The 23361-nt window shown below is 54.9% G+C and carries 20 protein-coding genes and 1 pseudogene; 10 read left to right on the top strand and 11 right to left on the bottom strand.

Going from position 1 to position 23361, the window contains the following annotated elements; translation table 11 throughout:
- Positions 1–263 precede the first annotated feature (263 nt).
- Together FH08_RS54580 and FH08_RS0144220 are read right to left on the bottom strand one after the other, a co-directional pair.
- The gene (locus FH08_RS54580; protein WP_419178059.1) at positions 264–926 is read right to left on the bottom strand and encodes an RraA family protein; all 663 of its coding nucleotides are present in this window, start codon (positions 924–926) and stop codon (positions 264–266) included.
- Positions 927–1250: 324 nt separating this feature from the next.
- A pseudogene (locus tag FH08_RS0144220) lies at positions 1251–1523 on the bottom strand (aspartate dehydrogenase domain-containing protein); the annotation flags it as partial.
- Positions 1524–3552: 2029 nt separating this feature from the next.
- On the opposite strand from FH08_RS0144220, the gene FH08_RS0144210 reads away from it, so the two are divergent.
- Genes FH08_RS0144210 through FH08_RS0144195 form a run of 4 tightly spaced genes read left to right on the top strand, consistent with a single transcriptional unit; the run spans position 3553 to position 6098 of the window.
- Positions 3553–3864, top strand: a complete 312-nt coding sequence (locus tag FH08_RS0144210; protein ID WP_031364508.1) for a DUF2282 domain-containing protein — start codon at positions 3553–3555, stop codon at positions 3862–3864.
- Between the two features lie 32 nt (positions 3865–3896).
- Positions 3897–4820, top strand: a complete 924-nt coding sequence (locus FH08_RS0144205) for a DUF692 domain-containing protein (protein WP_035568845.1) — start codon at positions 3897–3899, stop codon at positions 4818–4820.
- Entirely contained in the window at positions 4810–5589 is a 780-nt protein-coding gene (locus FH08_RS0144200; protein ID WP_031364506.1) for a DNA-binding domain-containing protein, read from the top strand. Before FH08_RS0144205 ends, FH08_RS0144200 begins: the two co-directional genes overlap by 11 nt.
- 29 nt (positions 5590–5618) lie before the next feature.
- Complete coding sequence (locus FH08_RS0144195; RefSeq protein WP_051888994.1) at positions 5619–6098, top strand: DoxX family protein; 480 nt, start codon at positions 5619–5621, stop codon at positions 6096–6098.
- A 166-nt stretch (positions 6099–6264) separates the two neighbouring features.
- On the opposite strand, the gene FH08_RS0144190 is transcribed toward FH08_RS0144195, so the two are convergent.
- On the bottom strand, positions 6265–7212 hold the full coding sequence (locus FH08_RS0144190; RefSeq protein ID WP_031364504.1) for an AraC family transcriptional regulator: 948 nt from the start codon (positions 7210–7212) through the stop codon (positions 6265–6267).
- A 139-nt stretch (positions 7213–7351) separates the two neighbouring features.
- Between FH08_RS0144190 and FH08_RS0144185 the strand changes: the two genes are divergently transcribed.
- A complete protein-coding gene (locus tag FH08_RS0144185; RefSeq protein ID WP_031364503.1) occupies positions 7352–8182 on the top strand; it encodes an SDR family oxidoreductase in 831 nt (276 codons plus the stop codon).
- 833 nt (positions 8183–9015) lie between these two features.
- Here FH08_RS0144185 and FH08_RS0144175 read toward each other — a convergent pair.
- From FH08_RS0144175 to FH08_RS0144165, 3 genes are all read right to left on the bottom strand, one after another.
- Entirely contained in the window at positions 9016–9561 is a 546-nt protein-coding gene (locus FH08_RS0144175; protein WP_081889803.1) for an H-NS family nucleoid-associated regulatory protein, read from the bottom strand.
- Positions 9562–10525: 964 nt separating this feature from the next.
- Positions 10526–12517, bottom strand: coding sequence for an ATP-binding protein (locus FH08_RS0144170; protein ID WP_031364501.1), 1992 nt, complete (start codon positions 12515–12517; stop codon positions 10526–10528).
- On the bottom strand, positions 12514–13899 hold the full coding sequence (locus tag FH08_RS0144165) for an SIR2 family protein (RefSeq protein WP_031364500.1): 1386 nt from the start codon (positions 13897–13899) through the stop codon (positions 12514–12516). Before FH08_RS0144165 ends, FH08_RS0144170 begins: the two co-directional genes overlap by 4 nt.
- 1337 nt (positions 13900–15236) lie before the next feature.
- Between FH08_RS0144165 and FH08_RS0144155 the strand changes: the two genes are divergently transcribed.
- Complete coding sequence (locus tag FH08_RS0144155) at positions 15237–16094, top strand: hypothetical protein (RefSeq protein WP_031364499.1); 858 nt, start codon at positions 15237–15239, stop codon at positions 16092–16094.
- 170 nt (positions 16095–16264) lie between these two features.
- On the opposite strand, the gene FH08_RS0144150 is transcribed toward FH08_RS0144155, so the two are convergent.
- Together FH08_RS0144150 and FH08_RS0144145 are read right to left on the bottom strand one after the other, a co-directional pair.
- Entirely contained in the window at positions 16265–17128 is an 864-nt protein-coding gene (locus FH08_RS0144150; protein WP_031364498.1) for an ImmA/IrrE family metallo-endopeptidase, read from the bottom strand.
- A complete protein-coding gene (locus FH08_RS0144145; RefSeq protein ID WP_235210696.1) occupies positions 17128–17499 on the bottom strand; it encodes a helix-turn-helix domain-containing protein in 372 nt (123 codons plus the stop codon). The genes FH08_RS0144150 and FH08_RS0144145 overlap by 1 nt, the downstream gene beginning before the upstream one ends.
- 100 nt (positions 17500–17599) lie before the next feature.
- On the opposite strand from FH08_RS0144145, the gene FH08_RS0144140 reads away from it, so the two are divergent.
- Genes FH08_RS0144140 through FH08_RS0144130 form a run of 3 tightly spaced genes read left to right on the top strand, consistent with a single transcriptional unit; the run spans position 17600 to position 20221 of the window.
- Entirely contained in the window at positions 17600–18802 is a 1203-nt protein-coding gene (locus FH08_RS0144140) for a nucleotidyltransferase (RefSeq protein WP_051888991.1), read from the top strand.
- 1 nt (position 18803) lies between these two features.
- Entirely contained in the window at positions 18804–19232 is a 429-nt protein-coding gene (locus FH08_RS0144135) for a hypothetical protein (RefSeq protein WP_035568843.1), read from the top strand.
- Positions 19229–20221, top strand: a complete 993-nt coding sequence (locus tag FH08_RS0144130) for a CBASS cGAMP-activated phospholipase (RefSeq protein ID WP_031364494.1) — start codon at positions 19229–19231, stop codon at positions 20219–20221. Before FH08_RS0144135 ends, FH08_RS0144130 begins: the two co-directional genes overlap by 4 nt.
- 161 nt (positions 20222–20382) lie before the next feature.
- On the opposite strand, the gene FH08_RS0144125 is transcribed toward FH08_RS0144130, so the two are convergent.
- From FH08_RS0144125 to FH08_RS0144115, 3 genes are all read right to left on the bottom strand, one after another.
- Complete coding sequence (locus FH08_RS0144125; protein WP_152603076.1) at positions 20383–20856, bottom strand: hypothetical protein; 474 nt, start codon at positions 20854–20856, stop codon at positions 20383–20385.
- Positions 20857–20900: 44 nt separating this feature from the next.
- A complete protein-coding gene (locus FH08_RS0144120; protein ID WP_152603075.1) occupies positions 20901–21128 on the bottom strand; it encodes a hypothetical protein in 228 nt (75 codons plus the stop codon).
- A gap of 428 nt (positions 21129–21556) precedes the next feature.
- A complete protein-coding gene (locus FH08_RS0144115) occupies positions 21557–22000 on the bottom strand; it encodes an HU family DNA-binding protein (RefSeq protein WP_031364491.1) in 444 nt (147 codons plus the stop codon).
- A 491-nt stretch (positions 22001–22491) separates the two neighbouring features.
- Between FH08_RS0144115 and FH08_RS0144110 the strand changes: the two genes are divergently transcribed.
- Positions 22492–23205, top strand: a complete 714-nt coding sequence (locus tag FH08_RS0144110; RefSeq protein WP_031364490.1) for an H-NS histone family protein — start codon at positions 22492–22494, stop codon at positions 23203–23205.
- Positions 23206–23361 lie beyond the last annotated feature (156 nt).

Here is a 23361-nt window from a genome sequence, read left to right as displayed (position 1 = left end):
ATATCAAGGGAAAGTACCTATACCAATTTATAAACATAGGCATCACCCCTCTCGCATTGGTTGCCGAAACGCTTTTTATCGGCCAAACCGAACAGGATAAGCAGTCATGCCGCGAAGGTGACGAGGCCACGCTGGAGCAAGGCGATCGCCAGCCAAGTCTGGACATAGCTCATGGAACGGCATATGTGATGCATTTTCGGGAAGCGAAAGCCAGCCGAGTTAGTGCCCGCGACTCAGCGTTCTGGAGAGGTCTCGTGGTGGCACTACAGATGCGGCATCCGACTCGCTGCCATCCGCGCCGCGTCCACCTCTTCTTGCATGGGCAAGATCTGATCCTCCATGTATCGAAGGAGGAAGGGGTTCATATGTGGTGCAAGCGGATAGGCGTCGTCGAGCCCGAACCCCGCTGCCAAAAGGGCTTGGCTGAATTGGTCGTGCAAGCGCTTGCTCTCCGCCAATTCAACAACGTCAAACACAAGGCGCTCCGGCACCACTACGACCCCGTCGGTATCGCCGACAATCCAGTCGCCCGCCCGCACCAGCACCCCGCAACACTGAATATCGCCGTCCGCTTCCCAAGGCCGCATCTCCCCGAAATAGGGCTGCGGAGATTGGCCGCGCGCGAACACGGGAAAGGTCTTTTGGATCGCAACAGCAATGTCGCGCACCGCGCCATCGACGACAATTGCGCGAACACCGCGACTGATCAGCCGGGAATACATCATGTCGCCAAGCGCCGCGTAGGCGGTCAAACCCATGCAATCCAGAACGAGGACATCACCTGCGTCTATGGTGTCGTACAGCTGCCTATTCACTGGCCCATTTGGGGCATCGGCAGCATCCTCGCGATGCGGAAGATAGCGGAGGGTTCGCGCGCGTCCGACTACCGGTCCCGTTACTTCGCCGAATAGATGCAGGTTGTGCATCACAACATGCGCTATCCCCAGTTTCCGCAACGCGTCCGCAGCTTCCGCGGCCCCAAGGGTCTGGAGACGCTCCCTTACATCAAGCAAATGCACTCCGGTCATCACTCCCTTCCTTGATCAACTCAAGCACGAAAAACGCTCGAATCCAACAACTTCATCGGCTTCGACATGCTGCGTAGTTTTGTGTGCCATAAGTTCGACGGCAACCCCCGGAACAATCAAATAGGTTGCTTTTCGTCCAGACGGGGAGAACGATGCGCGCTTTGGACCCACAGCTAGTTCGACGGTCCCGTGCGATACATCAACATGGACAGCATGCCTCCATCAGATGACCAATGGTGCTGCCTGATCGCGCAACGCGCGAAGCGCACTAAAAGCGGCCAGCGCTGACGTCTTGGGATTGTCGGGAAGCGGATTGCCTGACAACTGGATAGTGAGTTTACCGAAGGCTCCTCTTGCGAAGATCCGGTGAGTATTGTGCTGAGTCCGCGCATCAGCAATCAGTTGCGTTCGAGTTCGGTCCATCCCGACCCCCGCCAGCGCCACCGACGCCGCGACATTCGCGTTCTTAGGGTAGAGACGCGCTGCCTCGCGAGCACTCAGCAAAGTCCGAACTCGCTCCGTGAAGAGCATGCGCATTGTTTGCTCAGACCAACAGATTCGCCGATACTCAAGGGCCGCCCTGATACGGTTGATATGCGAGATCGCCTATATCGTTATCAGGCTATTCCTATTCACCGGACACAATAGTAGTCGTGCGGAAAGTCTACATTTTCTATCTGCCCGAGCCGCGGCTTCGGCTCGCTCGCGCGGGAGAACACGCTCATTAGTAAGGTTAAAACCGATACCCGATTTGAAGCAGTGCATGACCCTCTCGCGTATCCGACTTGGCTCATGCTTGTTTATCCGCCTAGTTGTTCAATCCGTATTGTCCGTGATCCAGGGTCCAGCCCCTGCTCGCCGCTGCATACCCCGAGTAGGGCTACGAACAGCACGGGGCATGACCGAGTCCGCTGGAGCACGTGCGCATAAGCTACCCGAGACGCACGGCATTACGTCGGCATCGCACCAGCATAAGCACACACGACTGCCCCCGCACCCCTTGCGAGAGCGGTTATTTGCCTAGTCCGAGCGGATTTTTATTAATTCGTTATCCTATTCAGACTATTGCACCGACTCTCGGTTGATGTCTTCGGCCAAGTATGAACTCCCACAAAGCTCGCGGTAATTGCTCATTAGCTGATATTCGACAAGCGCGGCTAGCCACGCTCGGAATTCTCCGCGGGGACAATATGTATGACGTGCGCGGTGAATAGTTAGCAAAGTCCGCTGCATGGCTTGTTCAACTAAAGCTGGTGGAAGCAGCGACTGGTAGGGTTGCTCCATCCATTGAGCAATCTCTAGCAAAAGTCTACGGTAGGCGATCGAATCACCGAAGTGCGCTGCTCTCATCATGGTCCCCCACCAGACCGCATTTGCAGGAAACACAAAACAGGTCCGAACCGCGATGCGAAAATCGCGCGTTCGCCTTCTCATGACACAGGCGACCAACTTGTCGAAGAGGAGCCCATCGATCATCCATTTTCGGATGCGACTTCTTTCGGTGCTCGGGCGGGCCTTAGTCAGCGCCATAACGACGCTCTGAGGCGGGCTATTTCGCGCTCAGGAACGCGAGATGCGTTTTTGTGAACGGTGCCAAGAATTGAATGTTCTCTGCGCCAACAAGTCTCCTGCCGTTGTGACGAAATGATACCAGCCAATCGGTTAATCATGATCAATGCTCATAAAATGGTAACGGTCAGCTGCGCAATTTATTCCATTGGCTAGCTTATATTTCCATCTGTGGCGTGGATGGTCCGACCAATCACTCGTGACGAACATCACCAATACAGACACAATTGCAAGTGTTTAGTAAACCTAAATACAGGTATTTTTAATTGATTCAACAAAAGATTACTTTTGAATTGCGTCTACCGGCGCGCTCTAAAGTCGTCGGCACCCCTCACCGTCCCAAAATGAGCCGCTAAGGTGGCGCGCGCCGCTCATTCAGTCAAGCATCTGCAAAGAACATCAGTCATAGGAAGCAAAGCTTACGATGCTGACGCTTTCTTGCAACGAATACAGGCTAACTGCGCAAGGATCTTGATCGCCCGGATTCGAATCGCGAGATAAGCAGCACTTCACTCGCGATGCGATGCAGGAAAAATTGAGACGAACAACTCATCAATTGCGCCAAACATCTTAGCCGTATTTCCTGCTCCATACGCCGACTTGTCTAGCTTCTTCGTGTTCCCAATGAACGCGTGACCGCTGAGACTGAACGTAACTGTAATGACTCCTCGCACACTCGCGGGCCAAACGATGTCTACGACGGCCATCAGTGCAGCCGAGGCGCAGAAATGCGGTAATCAGGTGGAAGCATGCTGATATATAGAAAACTGGGCCGCAACCACCGATACACCCTAACTAGTTGCTAATCGTATCTATTAAGAACTGTTACCCGCGATCCTGCGCACGAAATTGAACGCAAAAAAAACTGCACGCCTGTAACCAGGCATAGACAGCCGGCGAATTAAACCGCGTATCCATCACGGGTACATTCCAATTCAACCTCTGGAGAGATTCAATGTCCGCAAAGACCACTGTCAGTGCCACCCTGCTGGCTGGCGTAGTCGCGAGCTTGCTCGCATCCGTCGCCCAGGCAGCACCGCTCACGAAGGCTGAAGCAAGCGCCGCCGTCGCCGCTCACAAGGAGAAGTGCTACGGCGTCGCCCTGAAGGGGCAAAACGACTGCGCCGCCGGCCCCGGCACCACATGTCAGGGCACTTCCGCGATGGATTTCCAGGGTAACTCGTGGAAGTTCGTCCAAGGCGGCACCTGTGCGAGTATCCAAGTGCCGGGCGGCGGCCACGGCTCCCTCACCCCGCTGAAGTCCTAAACCGGCGACCGACAAGAGGAACGGGAACAGCCATGGAAGATTCCACAAGTACAACGGCGGTGGTTGAAACAAGCCTCCTCCTTCACATGACGCCTGGCGCCCAGGGCCTCGTCGGTACCAGTCTCAAGCACGATCACCTGTCCGCGATTCTCGCGGACAGGCTGGACGGAGGATTCTTCGAGGTTCACGCAGAAAACTATATGGGAGCGGGCGGACCATCTCATCGGGCGCTTTCGACTATCCGCCAAGACTATCCGCTCTCCATTCACGGCGTGTGCATGTCGATTGGCGGTCCGGGACCACTGGACATGACTCATCTCGCGCGCTTCCGAGATCTGGTGGCGCGCTACCAGCCTGCGCTGGTGTCCGAGCATCTGGCATGGTCTTCCCACGGCGGGACGTTCTTCAACGACCTCCTGCCTTTGCCGTACACGAAAGCGACTCTTGAAAAGGTGTGCGAACACATCGATCAGGTCCAAGAGGCAATCAGGCGCCCCATTCTGCTCGAGAATCCATCAACGTATATCGGCTTCGCTTCCTCGACAATGAGCGAAACCGAGTTCATTCGGGCAGTCGTGCAACATACCGGCTGCGGCCTGTCGCTGGACATCAATAACGTGTTCGTTTCGGCAAACAATCACGGCTTCTCGCCCTCGGCGTACTTTGCCGGGTTCCCGCTTGAACATGTGGGTGAAATACACCTGGCCGGATACAGCGAGCAGGACGACGACGAGAACGAACGACTGCTCATAGACAGCCACGACTGTGCCGTCTCCGATTCCGTCTGGACGCTTTACAGGGATGTCATACCCCGGATTGGAGCGAGGCCGACGCTGATCGAGTGGGACAGCAAGCTTCCTGACTGGCAGGTGCTACGCGCTCAGGCACTGACGGCGCGGCGGATCATGGCGGAAAACGGAGTGTCACTCGGCACGGAGGTGAGCCGTGAGGTCTGAAAATCGTCCATGCGAGTACGCCACAACTTTTGCGCCCGGTCTGACGGACCCGGAGATCGCGGCACCGCATGATTTGATCGCGCTCTCGGGAAAGGGTGTGGTCAAGCGGTACAACGTCTATCGCAACAATGTCACAGTCAGCCTGATCGATACGCTCGCCGCTATCTATCCCGCGATACAACGCATAACCGGCATCGATTTCTTTAGGGCGATGGCCCGCTTCCACGTTCGCGCGACGCCTCCCACCTCCGTGTTGCTGTTCGAGTATGGGCGCGATTTTCCCGCATTCATCGAGTCTTACGAATATGCCCGTGACATGCCTTGGTTGTCGGATACGGCGCGCATCGAGCGCGCGTGGCTCGATGCCTATCACGCCGCTGATGTTCCAGTGCTTGCCGCGGGAGCCCTGGCCCGCATCGAGCCAGTCTTGCTCGCCGGAGTGCGTTTCAGGCCACACCCCGCCACGCGGATCGTGCGATCCGCTTATCCCGCGGTTGCGATCTTTGCGATGAACCGGGCCAACGGCCCCGTTTCTCCGCTCCGATCAAGCGAATCGGAGGATGCGCTCGTAACGCGGCCGGAGCAGGAAGTGATCGTATCTCGCCTGCCGGCAGGTGGCGCGACATTCCTTGCCGGTCTTATCGGGGGCGCGACGCTGGGCGAAGCGATCGCCGCGGCATTTGCAGAAGCTCCTTCTTTCGATCTCCAGGCCAATCTGGCAGGGATGATCTCAGCCGGCGTACTTAGCGCCGTTCAACATGGAGATTGACCAAGATGTCAAATCAACAGGAAGTACAAATGCGGTCCCCCGACACGGTCGTATCAGCAATTAGGATGGCAAAGCAGCTGGTTCAGCAACTCGCACAACCCTGGCTCGTTCAACTCGTTCTACGGCTTGCTCTGGCCCTGCCATTCTATAAATCGGGTATTCTCAAATGGGACGGATTCCTTCAACTCAAGGATACGGCGATCGACCTGTTCACGGACGAGTTCAAATTACACCTTCCGGGCGGTCCATATTCGTTTCCTCACCCGGCAGTCTTTGCCTTCCTGTCGGGCTGCGGCGAAGTGATGTTCCCTGTACTGCTCGTGCTCGGCCTTGGAACCCGGTTCGCCGCAACCGGGCTGATACTAATGACTTGCATCATTGAGCTGACCGTGCCCGACGGCTGGCCGATTCATCTGACATGGCTGGCGATGGCACTGGGAATAGCAGCCTGGGGCCCGGGCCTGATATCCATCGATTATCTGCTTGGCGACAGATCGCCCAGGTCCTGACACGGCGTATTCACCAACCGTCAGGGGAGGTAAGCGAATTTCTTTCCCCGGTCTATATGCAAAAGCTACCGGATTGGAAAGACAAACTACGAGGAACGATTCGCACCCGTAAGTTCTCGGGGAGTAAGATCGCTCAGCAGGTCGGTCTTCCTCGGTGCATAGTGAATCACCGTGTCCCCACCTCACGCTCAGTTGCGCCCTGCTTCACCGCTCGCGTACGAAAGTCCGTAGGCGAGCGTCCAGTGACGCGCCTGAAGGCGTTGCTAAATGCGCTCTCAGACGCATAGCCCAGCGAACGTGCGAGCGTATTGACGTGCGTCCGACCATCCAGCAGAGCGCGCTGCGCGAGAAGCATCCGCCACTCCGTCAGATACGAAAGTGGCGACAATCCGGCACTTTTTCTGAAGTAAGCGGCAAACGTCGCACGCGACATCGCTGCCGCTTGCGCAAGCTCCTGAAGCTGCCATGCGCGACCGGGCTCACCATGCATCAGTTGAAGTGCGGGGGCGAGTCGCCTGTCACCCAACACGCGCAGCCACCCTGCAGGCTGGGGACCGCCTGTCTCGAAGTGCGCTCGCAGTATCTGGATGAACATCAAATGCGCGAGTTCGTTCGATGCGACATGCGCGCCGGGTAGCAAATCCTCCTGCTCTCCAACAAGCTGATCCAGCAGCCAACGGAGTGGCTGCGCCTGCTTGGATGATGCTCGCACGTGAATCACCGACGGCAATGCCTCAAGCAGAAGTTTGTTGTAACTGATGCTTAACTCGACCTTGCCCCCGATCATGAAGAATTCGTCGCCGTCACCGTGATGCACCACGGGGCCCGTGCGCCCTTCGAGCACTTGGGCGAGGTCGGCGCGCTCCGCCTCAACATCGCTGCCGAGCACATGCGAGCGCGGGGAACACAGTAGAAACACATCGCCCGCTTCGACTCGCACGGGCGCGCTGTCTTCTTCAAGAAGCAGCCAGCAGCTTCCCCGCACAACGCCCCAGAACTTGACCATGTCCGAGCGCGGAAAATTGATTGCCCAAGTCCCGCCGGCGACCAGTCCACCCGTAATGATGGACCGCGCGCTCATGAGGCTTAGAAAGTCGGAGAAGGGGTCGAGCATTATCAACAGATTTTGACGCAAGAGAACCAGACTTTCAAGCATTCAAAAACGGATCGCCTACCCTTAAGCTGCGTTGATTGCCTGGACACGTTGCCAGACGAAACTATCACTCGAAGAGATCGGGGAGGATCTAAGCGCCATGCAGCACACCTGGTTTATCACTGGAGTCAACAGCGGTTTTGGACGCCACATGACAGAGCAACTTCTTGCGCGAGGCGACCGCGTTGCCGGTACGGTACGTGATCTGGATTCAATGGCCGACCTCAGTGCCCGCCATAGCGATGCGCTCTGGCTCGCCAAGCTCGACTTGACAGACACTCCCGCCATTCGCCGCGTCGTCGACCTGGCGTTCGGTGAACTTGGGATCATTGATGTGGTCGTGAGCAACGCGGGTTACGGGCTGTTCGGTGCTGCCGAAGAAATGACCGATGAGCAGATCACACATCAGATCGATACGAACCTGATCGGCTCCATTCAAACAGTTCGCGCAGCGATGCCCCACCTACGAAAGCAGGGCGGTGGACGGATTATCCAACTATCTACAATGGGTGGGCAGGCGGCGTTTCCGGGCGGCTCGCTGTATCACGCGAGCAAATGGGGAATCGAGGGCTTCATTGATGCAGTTGGACAAGAGGTAGCCGTATTCAACATTGGTTGTACGCTAGTCGAACCCGGAGGCGCGCGAACGAACTTTCGCTATCAAAGCTCCCGGCTCTCGCCAAAGCTCGACGCTTACGAGACGTCGCCTGCGCGCACAGTGCACCGCACGATTGAGGAAGGAACCAGCATCCCGATTGGTGATCCGGGAAAGATGGCGGAAATCATAATTGCCAGCGTCAACCACCATCCTGCTCCTAAACGTTTGGCACTGGGTAGTGATGCTTACTATGTTATGCACAAGCAGTTGACCGAACGTCTCAATGCGCTTGAGGCACAGAAAGAACTTGCGTTTTCGACTGATGCCTCATGAGGAAGCGAACGTCGAGTCAGCGCTTCCTTCTTCTGCCACGAGCGAAGGCTCATCCGCTGGACGGGGGTCCGAGAATCAAACCAACTAAGCGCAGGCCGCGCTGCAGTTTAACTACGGATCATCGATTGCGAAGCAGACGCGTAGAATTCAGTTGGAAGTATCGCTTGTCAAGTTCCATTTGCTCAACTCGCATACCAGGAGGCGACCGGCGATGTATCTCAGTGATCTAGTACTGCCGCTTCCTCAGGCATCTGAACTCCGAGGCACGCTACACGGATTGAGGAAGGCTCAAACTCATACTGTCCTGGACCTCCTTCTGAAGCGAGGGCATTGACGATGTCATCCATGGGCATGGCATCCTCGGTAAGCAGGCTGCAGGAGAGCTGGAACATGAGAGACACCGTAAAAATGGCGAGTACAGCTTTCTGCAGGCGCTTGTGTTAGATCAAATCGTTACTGTCGTTGATCTGACTGACGCTGAGTATCTAATTTCCACCAACTTACATCCACATCTCTGACACTGGACGATGGTGAAGCCGCAACAATTGCCATCGCCGCCTCCAGACAACTTCAATCGGTTATTAACGAACGGAGAGGGCGAACACGCGCCAGCACACTATTGCCAGCTTTAGCGCCGCACTGGTCACGAGACCCTATTCCCTTTTCGGTATCCGACTGTTATTACCACCCTCGGTGTTCAGCTGTCGACGCGCTATATCACGCCCTACGCGACGTTCACGCTCTTCGCCCGCTGGCGTATCTCACACTGAACTCTTTTCGTTCAGCTGCTCCTTCGTCACAGTTCTTTTCACAACGGCGATTCTCATGATTTGCTAAATCTTTACCACGGTGTCGGACTTTGACTTTGTCTTAGGCACTACCGCAATCGAAAACTTCGACCGGTCCTTGGTACCAGCAATCCACGCCGGCGCTCGACCTCGACCGCTCCACGTTGCACCGGTCTTGGGGTCAGTATACAAAACCGGCTGCGGGCCACGCACATAATTTCCAGGTTTCGCAGGTTTTTCGGCAACAGGAGTCGAAGCGACGGAAGTGCCTTCAACTAGGTACTTCGAGCGGTCCTTGGCATTCGCAATCCATGCTGGAGCGCGTCCACGTCCAGTCCACGTCGCGCCTGTTTTTGGATCGCGATACTGTGCCGGCGCCGCGGGTTTTACGCCGGCAGCCTTGGTGCCTGGTTTGCGACCACGTTTTTTGCTGCCGCCGACATGCGCATCGATATCCGCCGTCGTGAGTCCATGCCTTTCCATCAGGCCGCGAATCTTTTCGATGACAGCAGTCGAGTCTTTTTTTACAAGCGCCTCCGCTTGTGCCTGCAACTTCGCAATCTTTGCCTGCAGGCTTTCCAATGTGACCATATTTTTCTCCGTGTTTTGGTTAGCAGTAGGTGCACCATTCCATACGATAACGAAAGGATGCGATTCAACGGCGGTCTACATATCCAGCTCGTTGCCGCGGTATCTTAAAGGAACGAAAGTGCTGTGCGCGACCTTGGACTTCACCGACGCGTTGCTCAGCCACCACGGCACCTTCCTTTCACAGCGCTCAATCGAAGAAATACCCGTCTGAATCTAAAGACAATTTGGCCGTCAAGTCGTCGCTGACCTCCTCCACCCTCCGAGGAAATGCGGAGGTCTAGTGTAGCGCTGCTGCACGCAGTCAGGAACTCAGGAATGCCGTGCGTAAATCATTGCGTAGATTTCCAAATCGAACGACGCATCGAATCTTTACGCGAGCTCCCCAACAAATGACGCCAACCGAATAGCTGCATGCAATAGGCGAATCATCACCTTGTCTGGGTGGAGTTGACTGACTCTTTTTACAAACGATTGCTGCATCGTCGCCATGTTTATTACTGATAGAGTAAGCGCTCGATCCGGCACGCACGGGACCAAATATGGGCGCGTGGCAAAGGACCGCTCGAAATATTCGTTGTCAACGCGGCCACCGTTACGACTAAGACCAGTGCCGTGAGCAAAGCCGGCAAGTCGTAGCCTTCGACTACAAGCGGCGCTGTCGCGAAGAAGACGGTAGAGATCAATGCAACATCAACAAGAGGTGCCGCTGAGAAGTTTACGAACGCCAAGGAGCCGACCAAGTAGGTCGTCGCGAAGAAGCCGCGATTGCAGGCAAAACAGCGTTGTAGGCGTGATGGTTCGATTCCGGCCCCGGCCCTGACCACCCTGTCAGGCGAGTGGGTGACATCAGTAGATGATGGCTCTGATGCAAGCGCCAATCGGCCTCGAACCGGGCCGGCGGCGCATCGGCCAAAACGGCCCGCGAGTAACCCTTCAGCCCGCAGATAGACAATCACCGATCTGCTTACGATAAACAAAAATCGCTTATCGTACCCTCGCGATGAAACCAAAGCTCTCGGATAGCGGCATCGTCGCTCTTCGGCCTTGGATTAACCTCCCGAACCTTGAAGGTGATCGGCAGGTTTACAGAGTTACCGAAGATCAGCGCGTGTTGCTTTGGTAGCGATGGTAGACGCTTCATCACGCTATCAGAAATGAAAGGCGTCATCTGCCGGATGTGCGCGAGATCGTCTGGATTCTGGATGCGGTGGACCACGAAATTCGAACACTGGGAGAGCACGGTCTTCGATAGTTCGCTGGGCCGCTGCGAAGCCACAGTAAGAAATAACCCATACTTACGTCCCTCTTTGGCGATACGCTGAAATATCCGGCTTGAGTCGATCGCGTGGCTCGTCGGTCTCTCTGCGATATAACGATGTGCCTCTTCCAAAATCATATTGACGGGCAGTCGGTTGCGCGGGTCTGCTTTCCTCAGCCGCTCGAATATAAGCCGAGCCATAACGGACGATGCAACCTCGACGACTTCGTCGGGTGCCTCATTCATATCCAAGATGATAATTTGCCCCGTCCGGACAAATTGGTCGTTCTTGCGACTGAGGCCGAGGTAACCCTCGACGAATCGGCTGACATCCCGCTCGTCCTCGCTGAGATGCTCAGGCGGAACACGAAGAAAGGCAAATTCTTCACGATCGCGAATCCATTTGAGTCGCGTCACCATCTGTGCGCAGTAGTCGCGGATTTGCTTGTTGCCGTGTGACTCCTCGTACAACAACGCCAGATCAAGTGCTTTTTCTAAATCATCAAATCTGAACTCGCGATTTGCATAATGAGGCATCGCGACATCGTCACGCACATGCCTTGTGAGCAACTCACTGAAGCCGACAGCATTTTTCATCTCACCAAAGCTGACGTTAATCATGGGCCTAACAACGTCTAGATTGATCTCTGGTGTTTTGAACGTCGCTAGCAAAGCAACAATACGATCTTTTTTTGAGGGAGTTCCAGCATCGCTTTGCATGATGAAGAGTAGACAGGACGCCAAGATATGGTTGCGCAATTCGTCAAGCGCATGCTCGGGGCCAGCAAACAACGTAGATAAACCTAAAGCAGTCCTTAAGACTGGTTGCTGTGTACGCTCGCTGGCCCGCAGAAGTAGTTCCCATTCCTCGACGGCCATAAACCAATGCGGCAGTCGGAACACGCCCGTTGACTCCGAGTCTCCGCCGACCTCAGGCGGCTCCGACATCGGGTTGGGGTGAAGTTTTACGTACCGTCGCGAAATGGTCGACGGCAACTGCGCGAATGCGCTGCGGTATTCACCGTTGACATCAAACAGCAGGAAAGTGGCACCTCGGGCAAAAAACTCGTCCTTCTTCTCAAAGAGCGACTGAAGGACTGTTGCGACCGTGCAGGATTTGCCACTCCCGGTGTTGCCCAGTACGGCCGAATGCCCGCCAAAGAACTCATCGATCCGAATCTTTACAGCATAATCTTTGAAAACAACCGACGTGCCTATCGTGAGAGCGTTGAACCGCGTCGCGACGCCATCTCCCTTTGGAGCAGGAACGACATCTATCGCCCCCTGAACTTCGAAGATCCTGTCCAACTCTTCGTCCAATACGTAGAGTGCATCTGCATACAACGAAGGGTAGGTCGACACGCCAAAGCGAAATGATCCATCTCGCTGCTGGGGCAGCATCCCCACCGGCACCAGATCGAGGTACTTTGCTGAGGATGCTTTATCCATGTCGATGCCTTCGCCGGAACGATACCCGGAGGAAGGAGCATCTTTCTCGCGCAAGCCGACGACTTCAGCCACGACGTATTCCGATTGTGCTGGCATCACAACGAACGATCCCAATCGAGCAACATAGTGGATATCGTCGAACCCCACAACGGTGAAGTTCGATGTGCCTCCGTTAAGCTCGACCACAAATTTATCCGCCGCCACGGACACTACCTTTCCGATGGCGCGTCGCTTGTCGTCATTGCTCATGACAGATGCTCCTCGTCGCCGTCCGGTTCGTTGCCACGAGCAATTAACTCGCGAAGCACGCGTTCGACGGCGGTATCGACCTTGTCTCCAGGCGCTTCCGGCATGAATCTCTCGACGAATATATCGAAATAATGCGCGCGAGTATGGTCTTCAGGACCGTCACCACCTATAAACCAAATGCGCGGATCATTCAGATCACGGAGCTTCTTGGGAATCCCGGGCGTATCCGGGGAGAGCAATGCCACGAGCCGAAAACTTGGGATCGTGAGCGCTTGGAAAATTATGTTATTGACATGCTCATCACCGAAGCTATAACCCACGACGAATAGGACCGTTTGTTCCTTGACCACTCGCGCCTGGAACTCTCGAAATAAGTCAGAGTAAGGCGATCCGAAGCTGGCATTTTGCTTCATTGGGGTTGGGTAGATCATGACGCGATCGGCATCTTGAGCTTGGTCCACAGTCACTTCTCGAATGGGAAATAGGCTTCCGCCCTCCTCCACCCAGTTGATAGATCCATGGAGCTTGCAGAGGTAGATAAAGCTGTCGACAGCAGCCCATTTACGGTTCGTAAGATCCAACTGCTCCGCCAGCGCGTAGCGGTAAGTGGTGGGATTGAATCGCCGCTCGACGGTACCGGAAAACCCATTGCAATAAGGCATTCCTAAGCGATCCATCGCTGTCTCGCTGAACAAATCATAGTTCGTCGTGAATACCCATGGCCTGGGCAAAGTGCGATCTCGATAGCTCAACTTTCGATAAAACGATTGGTAGAGACGAACTAGCGTGTCGTCCCCTTGGGAAAACGCACCACTAGAGCATCGGACGGTGACAAATTTGGTCACCTTCTTGATTAGCGAATCGACAACCTGCGCTGCAGGCTTTAGGGCTTCGCTCGAGCTTCGCCGGAGGACGAATTGAAAACTATAGAGCGCCTCCATCAGGCGCTCTAAGTTGTTAGCGAATTCCGCACTGGCCAAGTCAAAACCGAGCGTTTGAAGCAGAACTCTGCGCTCTTCCTCGCTGGGGCGCTCAAAATCACCCTTAGGGCTGGTAGAAGTAGACAGAGGCGGGATCATATCGGCGGCGGTAACCGCGTTCGCCACCGCCGCATCGCCGGACCTTGAAGGCACATTTAAAAATTCACCAGCGAGTGGCCCCATAGTCGGGATCCCCTTCTGCGTACCTCCGTCAACAACCGAGGAGCAGCCTGAGCCAAAAAGAAAAGCTAGATTTTTTGCATTCAAGGCATCGTGAAGGTTCTCTCGCACCCTCGTTGCTGCGACGTTCCACTGAAATGCACTCCCGTCTTTGGACGCAACGATATTCTCCGCCCCTTTAAGGAACGAGAATTCTCGAACGGATCCCTCCTCGCCTGCCATATGTCCCCCCTTGCCTTATGATTACGCATGGCCGGCGTGACCTCGTCGTGTGAGCCCAATGCCGTCCTTAGAATACTTGTTGTTGGACTGTCGAGTACGCACCTTAGGGCACGCGCCATGTAGCTTCTGAATCAGAACTCACTGGACCCGTAGCCTTCCGCCTGCGCATCGTCACACAAAAGTCATAGGTCACGCGACTTCGAATTCGCAACCGGTGAAAAATATCCTGGGCCGATTGTCGACACCAAGCAGTGACAGAGGATCGCCGAAAAGATTGGCGTGCGTATGGCTTGACCCTCCTGCTGCTTTTGTGGTGCGATGATCGGACTCTTTCGCGCTTCAAACGCAGATAGCGAACATCGCTCTTGGTCGCCCCTGCCTATTGCTAGTTGGCCTTGCTCGGTCCATAGCAGACGCTCGGCTCAACATATCGCGTTCGTCGGATGTCGAGCAATCGAGCGGCATTGCCGTTAGCCAGCCATCTGTTGCGCTAGACCGTCGGTTGCGTGCCGTCTTCCTGGCAAGTGCCAGAGCAGTTCAAGGGGTGGATGATATGCACCCAGATACTGGTCGGGATCTCACCGCTGTTGTCAAGTTTGTGTGCGGCGACAATCGTCTTGTCCAGTCGGCGTGTAGCGACAATCGTAATTAGCGCATGGCAACACAAAGGCGAGGTAGGCCGCGAATCGCAGCCCGTCAGCAGAAACTTCTGTTAGCGTGCGAAGGGCTTAAAAAAGATCTCTCTTCTGCGGGTCCGGTGACCCGCATCACTCGGTACGTATTCCGGAATGTACCGCTAACGGCTTGTAAAATCCGACACAATTTTGATGGTTGATTTGTAGGTCGCAAAAAACAAAAACCCCGTAGAACGTTGATTCTACGGGGTTTTTAACCATCGACTGGCGGAGACGGAGACGTCAGCACGTCTTTCCAGGCGGCAAGATCGACCAACCGCTCTCCAATGCCGCGATGAGTTCCGTGCTCGATCGCATGAAAATCGACCCGGAGAAGGCGTCCGTACATGGCTTCCGCTCAACATTCCGCGACTGGGTAGGCGAAACAACTCACCACGCCCGCGAAGTCATCGAAGCCGCGCTTTCACACCAACTCGAGCCGCGTACGCACGTGGCACCTTGATTGCGAAGCGCATGCGTCTTATGAACGATTGGGCACAATACTGCGATGTCCCTCTGCAAGTTCAGATACGGACCTAGGCTTGCAGTGAGGCCGCCGGGGATACCGTGACATAAATGCCGCCACGCTCGGCGAGCTTGTACAGGGCTGCAGGGGTTTTCCCCAGCGGGGAATGTTTTCCCTCAAAAATACTCGGACATCCAATGGCAGTTTGCAGAAAAGTTCTCGACATAAGTTATGCCAAGGATCCAAGGCTGGCTAACTGGCTGAAACAAAGCAAGCAGCACTTCGTGGTATTGACCGAATACTTTGCGGTGGAGGCTCTCAATGCGCGGGATACTCATGGCGTTGCAGAAAATTTCGACATACTGCGTAACCACCCCGACCAAGTGCTGGTTGCCAAGCCGATAAATCCTCTGTGCCAGTTGGAGCCCAAACACCTACATAAACCAAAGAACCTAATTGACGCCTCATCAACCAAGGACTTCACTCGGCTTAGCAGGCAGATCGGCCGTATGCATGTAGATCTACGGATTCAGTTGGCCATTCAAGAAAGAATGTATGAGGCCAGCTTGTACCTCGAGAACCTATCCCCTGCGGGAGATGCGATGAAGGACGTGCTAAGCGGATGGCTAAAGACCTTTAGAGAAAGCGACGTCAAGATGCTTCGAAAAGAGAATGAGTGGACGTCCGAGTTCAAGCACACTTTCCTCAAAAACATCATAGAGCTATCAGACACGATGTTAGAGCTCGCTCATCCCACAGCCTGCCCGGAAACGCTACAGGATCTGCTGCTTTCCATGAATTTCGCGTTTCCCTTGTGTTTCTCCATCAGAGCTGTCCACCGCAGCGCTAAAGGGAATCCCAAAGACATCGGCAGCAGATCTCACAGGAGCGATCTGATCGATTCCACATATTGCACCATAGCTCTTTACTTCGACGGCCTTCTTACTCACGACGTGGGTGCTCAACGAACTTACAATCAAGCTCGAAGAATTCTAAGTCAACTGCTGAAGGATGCACCCCACATTCCATCGACAAAGTATGAGAAGGACTGGTGAGAGCGATCACTATTGTCCAACACTAGAAAGCAACTACCCTCCTGGGGACTTGTCGCAAACGATAACCATGTGATTCATCGATCATGGATAGCCGCAGAGAAAGATCTGCATGTGTTTTCCAATTCGAAACGCTCATTGCGCCTCACGTTGCCGTTCAAGTGGCATTCAGTCTAGCGGTAGCGGAACTGTGGCTGCCCCCATGGTTTATCACCCTCGTCCGCACCGTCTCCGTCATCGGCATCCGCTGTAATAACCGTGAGCGTCTTGCCGTAATCGCCTAGGCCAATTACTTCCTCTGAGGCATCAATTTCGTCGTCACAGCGAAACCAGAGCTGAAGGTCTGTTGAATCATCCACACGACGTCCTAGCGAAATGTTCTCCGACGTTTGGTTAAAGGTCCGCGTTAGCGATTCCCGTGGCAATACAGAACCTTTTTTGAGAAAATTGAGTCCCTTCATCCGACGCATCGCTGGCGAGAGAAAGCAATACTCAACTGACGACCTCGAACTGACAACAATAGCCAACGCCGCATCGGTAATTTCCGAGTAGCGAATCGCGGAGGCCGTGAGTGATGTCTTGCAGATTTCGGCCAGATGCTCTATCGCCGTGAACCCATCGGAATACTTTGCAGCCTCTTTCGTGAAGAGCGCTGATGGCATCAGCAACCCAGCAGCGAAATGATCAGCCTGCAACTCTATGGGATCGCCGGATGCAAAGCCCGCACGGGACTCATGGACGGCTCCCGCACTGAAAATATGCTCCGGGTGGCCCGGAAGATAGAAGTGCCCGAGTTCGTGCGCGATGCTGAACCGTTGAAAACCTTCATTGCGGACATGGGTCGCATATCCGATCGCGAAATCGTCACCACTGCGCAACAGCATGCCGGACACGCCCATCGCCGCAGCAGGCTTGGCACTGACCAAAATACCGTTGCTTTGAGCCAGGCCCAAAACGTCCACTGGTAGTGTGAGTCCGCAATCGCGAACGACCTGCTCTGCGAGCTGTTCGGCATCGCGCAATGACGTATCGCTCATCATTCCTCCTTTTTTCGTCGCTCCGCAAGTTGCCTGATCATCTGATTAGCGAACTCCTTGTCTGCGTCGTTCAGCATCTGCACATTCCGATACAGAGCCTCATTCATGCTCGCCCCAACCGGGCTGTCCGTCCTGCCCAGCAGATAGTCGGTGGTTACATCAAGCGCGTTGGCCAGCCGTCGGAGATTATCGAAAGACGGTTTGCGGGTGCCCGCTGGATTCTCAAAGTGAGAAATCGAGGTTGATGGCAGACCCGCTCGCGATGCGAGCTCGCTCTGCGTGAGCTGCCGAAGCGTTTCGCGCGCGTACTTCAGGCGCTCAGCAAATATGTTTCGTGCGGAATTTTCCATTTTTGTCGATAAAGTATACATAGACTTGCCACACTCGACAAGTTCGGCTACACTGGCTTGAACTTGTCGAAATCGACAAGTCTAGTTTAGCACGCGAACATCCCCAGGCAAAGGGCGGAACATGAATAACGATCGTCAGATACACGAATTTGCGTCGCACAAGCGCTCCGCTCTAGTCCGGGCACTTGACCGTCTATGCCAGGAGTTGGAGCTGCCGCCATCCCGGTACGATGAGGCGCGCGAGCGTTACGAGTCCGTCGGCGGATGGCTTGCGGGGTCGGAAAACAAGTTTCTCACCGTGGCGACTGTATACCCGCAAGGCTCAATCGCTCTTGGAACGACCGTCAAACCGTTGAACCGGGCCGAATTCGATGTCGATCTCGTCTGCTTCCTGCCCACTATCGGTGCGACGTCCTCGCCTGCGGGAGTCAAGGCGCTGGTTGGTGACCGGTTGAAGGAGCACGGTCACTACGAGGGTATGCTCGAAGAAAAGCAACGCTGCTGGCGCATCAACTATGCCAACGAATTCCACCTGGACATCACGCCGGCTATCTCGAACGATATGTGCATGTACGGTGGCGAATTTGTTCCAGACAAAAGTCTGCGCGACTGGAAACCAACGAACCCTCAGGGTTACAAGAACAACTTCGAACGACGGGCGGCACTGCGTCCTCGCTTTTATGCCCTCGAAAAGCGCGCAAAAATCACGGCCGATTCCGTCGACAGCTTTCCCGAACAGGAATTGACCAAGCCGCCACTCAAACGTCTTGTGCAACTGCTCAAACGTCATCGTGATCAGGTTTTTTCCGGCAGGGACGTCCGGGAATGGATGCCGATCTCGGTCATCGTGACGACGCTCACCGCGAATGCCTACGAGTACTGCGTGACTAATCACGTCTATGTCGACATGTACGAGCTGCTGTGTGACGTTATTCGTCGAATGCCGGACTCGATTCGCCGCGTTGAAGTTAGTGCGAAAACTCAATATTTCATCGACAACGACGCCACCACGGGAGAAAACTTTGCTGAGAAGTGGAACCGCGATCCCCGGTTGCCGGAAGCCTTCTACGACTGGCACAAGCGCGTGCTCGACGACCTATCACAGCTACTGCAAATCGAAGGGCAAGATGTAATCGCCGAACACTTTATCAAGTCCTACGGCGCCACACGAAGTCAGGCGACGGCCGCGCTCGGTAGCCCGATTGCCAGCGCAACCGCGGCGCGCTCGAACGGCAGTTTGCTGGTCGTGCCGACCCTCGGCTTGACGACCGACATGCGGCCAGATGCAACGCAGGTTCGCCCGAATACCTTCTTCGGCGATTGACATGCGGCACTACGGCAACGCAAAACTTGGTCTCGCGCAGCAATGGATGCGACTGCGCGCGGCCAACCTCGAGGGGGGAACAGGATACGTTCGTCGGAGCGAGCTAGCGTGGGATTGCTTTGTCCGGCCCTCGCCGCTCGGGCGTAATTACCACGTGCGCCTGCGCTACAAGTTGGGAAACCCGCCTCGCGTGACGGTCATTTCCCCGAACCTCACGTCGCTCGCACCGGATCGTCGTTTGCCACATGTGTATTACGCGACGACCCCGTTGTCTCTCTGTCTTTATCTTCCCGGCTCGGGCGAGTGGGACCCTTCGAAATCGTTGGCGGAAACAATCGTTCCATGGATCGCAGTCTGGCTATTTTATTTTGAGGACTGGCTTCTCACCGATGACTGGAAGGGGGGTGGCAAGCATCCCGGGGATCTATGACGAATACAAAAAAGCGCTTACTCGCCCTCGATGGGGGTGGCATCAAAGGTGTGCTGGTGGCCGAGTTTCTCGCGACAGTTGAAGAGGCAACACACTGCCGTATCGCCGATCACTTCGATTTGGTGGCCGGAACCTCCACCGGCGGCATCATTGCGTTGGGCCTCGGGCTCGGGTTATCCGCTCGAGAAATCGTCAATTTTTATGTCGAGCGTGGTCCGTCGATCTTCGATCAATTGCGCGTTGAAGAAGCCGGCACCTGGAGTGGGAAGCTGTGGCAGCGTTTTAGTCAAGCTCGACGTGGCGCACGCCAGGTGATCTGGCCCAAATACGATCCCGCGAAGTTGCATAGCTCGCTCGAAGCCGTATTTGGCCAGCGTACACTTGGAGAAAGTCGACTGAGGCTTGTGATCCCGGCTTATCACGCCGACAAGGAAGACCTGTACGTGTTCAAGACTCGTCACCATGAACGCCTCCAAGTCGACTGGAAGGAAAGGGCAGTCGACGTCGCGTTGGCGACTGCGGCCGCCCCTACCTATTTTCGTGCACATTCCCTACCCAGCGGCTCCCCGATGATCGACGGCGGGATCTGGGCGAACAATCCGGCTGGTGTAGCAACAGTAGAGGCACGCGGCGTCCTAGGCTGGAATTCCGATAACCTTTTCGTGCTCAGCCTGGGATGTACGGAGGAACTCATAGATATCCCGGTAGGATCGGGATACAAGGATCTGCTGTTCAAATCTACAGCCCTGTTTATGCAAGGGCAATCTCGCGGGTCAATGGGTACCGCATATCTGCTTTCCGGGCACTCCGAGGCAGCGCCGCGCGTCTTTCGCTACCAGCCAAAGGTAGTAACTGGAAAGTTCGCTCTTGACCGTACATCGATGATCGACCGCCTACGCGGCCTGGGTGCGGCTTGCGCGCGTGATGCGCTACCGATGCTGATGACGAACTTTCTGGATATTCCAGCGGACAAATTTGTCCCGTTATAGGACAGTGAACTTCGAGAACCTGCATAGTTCAACGGGCCGAATTTATCGGCAATGGGAGCATCTCACTCCTCCCGCTCGCCATTCGACTGCGCTCGAATTGAATTCACTCTCCGCATGAGATACATAGGCCCGTCATTGCAACATTCTATGTAGACAATGCGTCAGCATCGATCAAGCGCAATCGTACAAGCAAACGTGCGTCTGTATTTTCCACCTATAAGGGTGCTGTAACGGCGCAGATCTTCATCAACGATCAAACAAAGCTCATCGATTGGACCGTTGATAAAAGAACCGTAGGTCGTATGATCCGACGTCGGGAAGCTTCCGTTGTAGTGTGTATTCAGCGGCGGATTCATAGCCCCGATCATAGCCGCTTCAATAAAGGTTACCCATTGTGATTCCATTTCCTTCCATAGCGACCCCATGAGACTGCGCAAATCTCCTTCTTCTTCCGGAGATGGATTCTCATAGTCCAAGAGAACTACCATATCGTTGAATTGCAGCAGCTTTATAAAAAGCTCTTGATCTGGCCTCCCCTTCATCAATCGATCCGCCTCTCGCGCATAGGTTCCGTGCGTGTCAAAACGAAAGTACTGCTCGGTAACGTCTGTTTGACCGACGTAGCGCAGTTCCAATCGTAGTAACTCGTCAACTTCACAAGTATGGCTGGCATGCACATTCACGCCCAAAGAAACTCAAACACGCTTGCGTATGGCAGCACCTTTTCGTTATCTAACGTGACTTTGACCTCTGGATAGTGCTGTCCATCGATAGAAACAATCTTGCCGCGCAGTTCGTTCGAAACCGTTATGTACCGGTTTATTCTGATGAAGTGCTCAACGTGAGTGAACGGCGCAGAGCTTCGCCTCAAATTTATCACGATGTGGTCGTCGTCGATGTCTTCCATCGACAAATATGCTAACCGCGACGCAGTACAGAACATGTAGTGTCTATACGGCATGAACTCTTTAGCGGCACGAATATGTTTTTTTCCTTCGTCACTTGTCAAATCACCATAGCTAGCAAACGCTACTCTTTGGCATTCAACCACGAGGGATACCCGCTTATTTTTATACACAGTTACCCCGTTATTTTTCAGCTAGTGGCACTTTTTTAGTTTTCTATCGCAGGCGAAGGCGCCTACGGCCGCGGTGCTTGTGATATGGCAGACTCAAGCATTCAGCTACGAGACTGGGAGACGACTCATGCATCGCCCTCTATCAAATTCTCAGCCTCCCAGTTTGTCATGTCGACGTCTTGGGCCGCCGGCGGAAAATGGAAAACATCCCTCGGATTTTCGTCGCGAGGGGCGTTACCGCTTCAAAACACTTTCGCTTACAGCGCGGCGTCCTTCAGTTTTTTCAGCGGGCGCACCTTGAGGCGCACCGAAGCCGGCTTCGCCGCGAACCATTTGTCTTCACCCGTGAACGGGTCCTTGCCAAAGCGCTTTTTCTTGGCCGGCACATCTTGTGCGACTACCTTCAGTAAGCCCGGCAGCGTGAACTCTTTCGCGCCCTTCTTGTGAATGGATGCGAGCACCGTCTCTTCAAGGGCGGCCAACAACGCCTTGGCCGCCTTCGGTTCGACACCAGATCGCTCAGCCAGATGAATGGTCAGCGATGCCTTCGTGAACGTATCTTTGATAGGTTTCAAGGGCGTGGCAGCAACTGCCACAGGCGCGGCTGCTTTTTTCGCGACCGGTGCAGTAACTTTTTTGCTCGCGGGTGCGGCTTTCTTCGTGGCGGGAGCCGCAGGTTTCTTGGTACCGATTGTTGCCATGAATTCCTCTTCTCTAGTCAAAGGTTGCCCAAGACCTTTGCCTTTGCGCCGTCACCGACTAACGCAAAGGTACAAATCCTCGGGTTGGGCGCCAGCGTATCAACACTGACATCAAGACGCAACGTTTTAGGCCTTAAATCAAAGGGTTTTTGACATGAAAATCACGAAAATGGTGGCCTGTACCTCGCTTCATCTGGGTGAGTCCAGCAAAACCTTTACCGAATATAGCTTTGAGCGCCTTCAAAGGCGGCCGAATTAAGCGACAGTCCTGCTCTCGGATGGTCACTGTTTTGCGACAAACAGCACCTCACCGCGCATTGGAGTCGGTGTAATCGGCATACGCAGGTGGTGACGACAGACCTTGAATCGCCGGAGACCCTCACCCCCTATCGTAATAAGTCGCTACGTCAGTGGACTGCGAAGTCTTTTCAACCCTTTCGCAATTGGAACTCGCGTGGCATATTGCGGGCAGATCTACTAAGGAGGCCACAATGCCGACGCTCGAACAAATCAAAGACAAGATGAAGAAGCTTCAAGAACAAGCCGAAAAGTTGATTGCCAAGCGCGCGCAGTCTGTCCTAACCGACATCCGCAAGCTAATGGAAGAGCATGGTCTTACTACCGCAGACATCGCCGCTCACTCGACTGGAAAGAAGCGGCGCGGTCGACCAGCGGGCTCCAAGCCCAACACCGCCGCGACGCGAAAGGTGGCGAGTAGTTCAGTTGTCACCGGAGTCAAGTCGCCGAAATATCGCCATCCTAAAATGGGTGCCACCTGGACTGGACACGGGCGCGCGCCGGCATGGATTGCAAATGCTAAGGACCGCAGCAAGTTCTTGATTGGCGGCACGGGCGGTGGCACCGTGAGAACGGCGAAGACCGCAACCAAGAAAACCGTGGCAGTTGGCGGTACAGTGGATCACAAAGGACAGCGCAAAGGTCTGCAGCCAGCGAAATACCTCGACCCCATAAGCGGCGCAAAATGGAGCGGACGTGGCCCGGCGCCTGCATGGCTTGCGGCGGCAGAAGATCGTTCGAAGTTTTTGATTGCCGTCGCGACTGAGACAAGTTCCGCAGGCAAAGCTGGTAAGTCGAGGTCTTCGGCTGCAAGCGGCGCTGTTGCAAAGAAGACAGCAGAGAAGAAGACAACATCAACGAAGGGTGCTCCCAAGAAAACTGCGACCGCCAAGGCACCGGCTAAGTAGGCCATCGCTAAAAAGCACCGACAGGCAAAGCGGCATCGGCGAAAAAAACGCACAAGTGTGACCGTGGCTACTCGGGCGGCACCGGTCGCGACTGGTGCGAGCCGACGACCTGAGCGCAGTTGTCAGTTGCGGGGTAACCGATTAAAACTGGACGCG

It is taken from the genome of Caballeronia sordidicola, from assembly GCF_000729995.1.
GTDB classification, from domain to species: domain Bacteria; phylum Pseudomonadota; class Gammaproteobacteria; order Burkholderiales; family Burkholderiaceae; genus Caballeronia; species Caballeronia sordidicola_A.
Note: the sequence above shows the minus strand (reverse complement) of the source record. Positions and strands in the feature narration are given on the sequence as shown.

What these genes read in the sequence shown, in the direction of transcription:
- FH08_RS54580 (WP_419178059.1), bottom strand. Translation starts at nt 926, where the DNA reads ATGCACAACCTGCATCTATTCGGCGAAGTAACGGGACCGGTAGTCGGA.
- FH08_RS0144210 (WP_031364508.1), top strand. Translation starts at nt 3,553, where the DNA reads ATGTCCGCAAAGACCACTGTCAGTGCCACCCTGCTGGCTGGCGTAGTC.
- FH08_RS0144205 (WP_035568845.1), top strand. Translation starts at nt 3,897, where the DNA reads ATGGAAGATTCCACAAGTACAACGGCGGTGGTTGAAACAAGCCTCCTC.
- FH08_RS0144195 (WP_051888994.1), top strand. Translation starts at nt 5,619, where the DNA reads ATGCGGTCCCCCGACACGGTCGTATCAGCAATTAGGATGGCAAAGCAG.
- FH08_RS0144190 (WP_031364504.1), bottom strand. Translation starts at nt 7,212, where the DNA reads ATGCTCGACCCCTTCTCCGACTTTCTAAGCCTCATGAGCGCGCGGTCC.
- FH08_RS0144185 (WP_031364503.1), top strand. Translation starts at nt 7,352, where the DNA reads ATGCAGCACACCTGGTTTATCACTGGAGTCAACAGCGGTTTTGGACGC.
- FH08_RS0144175 (WP_081889803.1), bottom strand. Translation starts at nt 9,561, where the DNA reads ATGGTCACATTGGAAAGCCTGCAGGCAAAGATTGCGAAGTTGCAGGCA.
- FH08_RS0144170 (WP_031364501.1), bottom strand. Translation starts at nt 12,517, where the DNA reads ATGAGCAATGACGACAAGCGACGCGCCATCGGAAAGGTAGTGTCCGTG.
- FH08_RS0144165 (WP_031364500.1), bottom strand. Translation starts at nt 13,899, where the DNA reads ATGGCAGGCGAGGAGGGATCCGTTCGAGAATTCTCGTTCCTTAAAGGG.
- FH08_RS0144155 (WP_031364499.1), top strand. Translation starts at nt 15,237, where the DNA reads ATGGCAGTTTGCAGAAAAGTTCTCGACATAAGTTATGCCAAGGATCCA.
- FH08_RS0144150 (WP_031364498.1), bottom strand. Translation starts at nt 17,128, where the DNA reads ATGAGCGATACGTCATTGCGCGATGCCGAACAGCTCGCAGAGCAGGTC.
- FH08_RS0144145 (WP_235210696.1), bottom strand. Translation starts at nt 17,499, where the DNA reads ATGTATACTTTATCGACAAAAATGGAAAATTCCGCACGAAACATATTT.
- FH08_RS0144140 (WP_051888991.1), top strand. Translation starts at nt 17,600, where the DNA reads ATGAATAACGATCGTCAGATACACGAATTTGCGTCGCACAAGCGCTCC.
- FH08_RS0144135 (WP_035568843.1), top strand. Translation starts at nt 18,804, where the DNA reads ATGCGGCACTACGGCAACGCAAAACTTGGTCTCGCGCAGCAATGGATG.
- FH08_RS0144130 (WP_031364494.1), top strand. Translation starts at nt 19,229, where the DNA reads ATGACGAATACAAAAAAGCGCTTACTCGCCCTCGATGGGGGTGGCATC.
- FH08_RS0144120 (WP_152603075.1), bottom strand. Translation starts at nt 21,128, where the DNA reads ATGGAAGACATCGACGACGACCACATCGTGATAAATTTGAGGCGAAGC.
- FH08_RS0144115 (WP_031364491.1), bottom strand. Translation starts at nt 22,000, where the DNA reads ATGGCAACAATCGGTACCAAGAAACCTGCGGCTCCCGCCACGAAGAAA.
- FH08_RS0144110 (WP_031364490.1), top strand. Translation starts at nt 22,492, where the DNA reads ATGCCGACGCTCGAACAAATCAAAGACAAGATGAAGAAGCTTCAAGAA.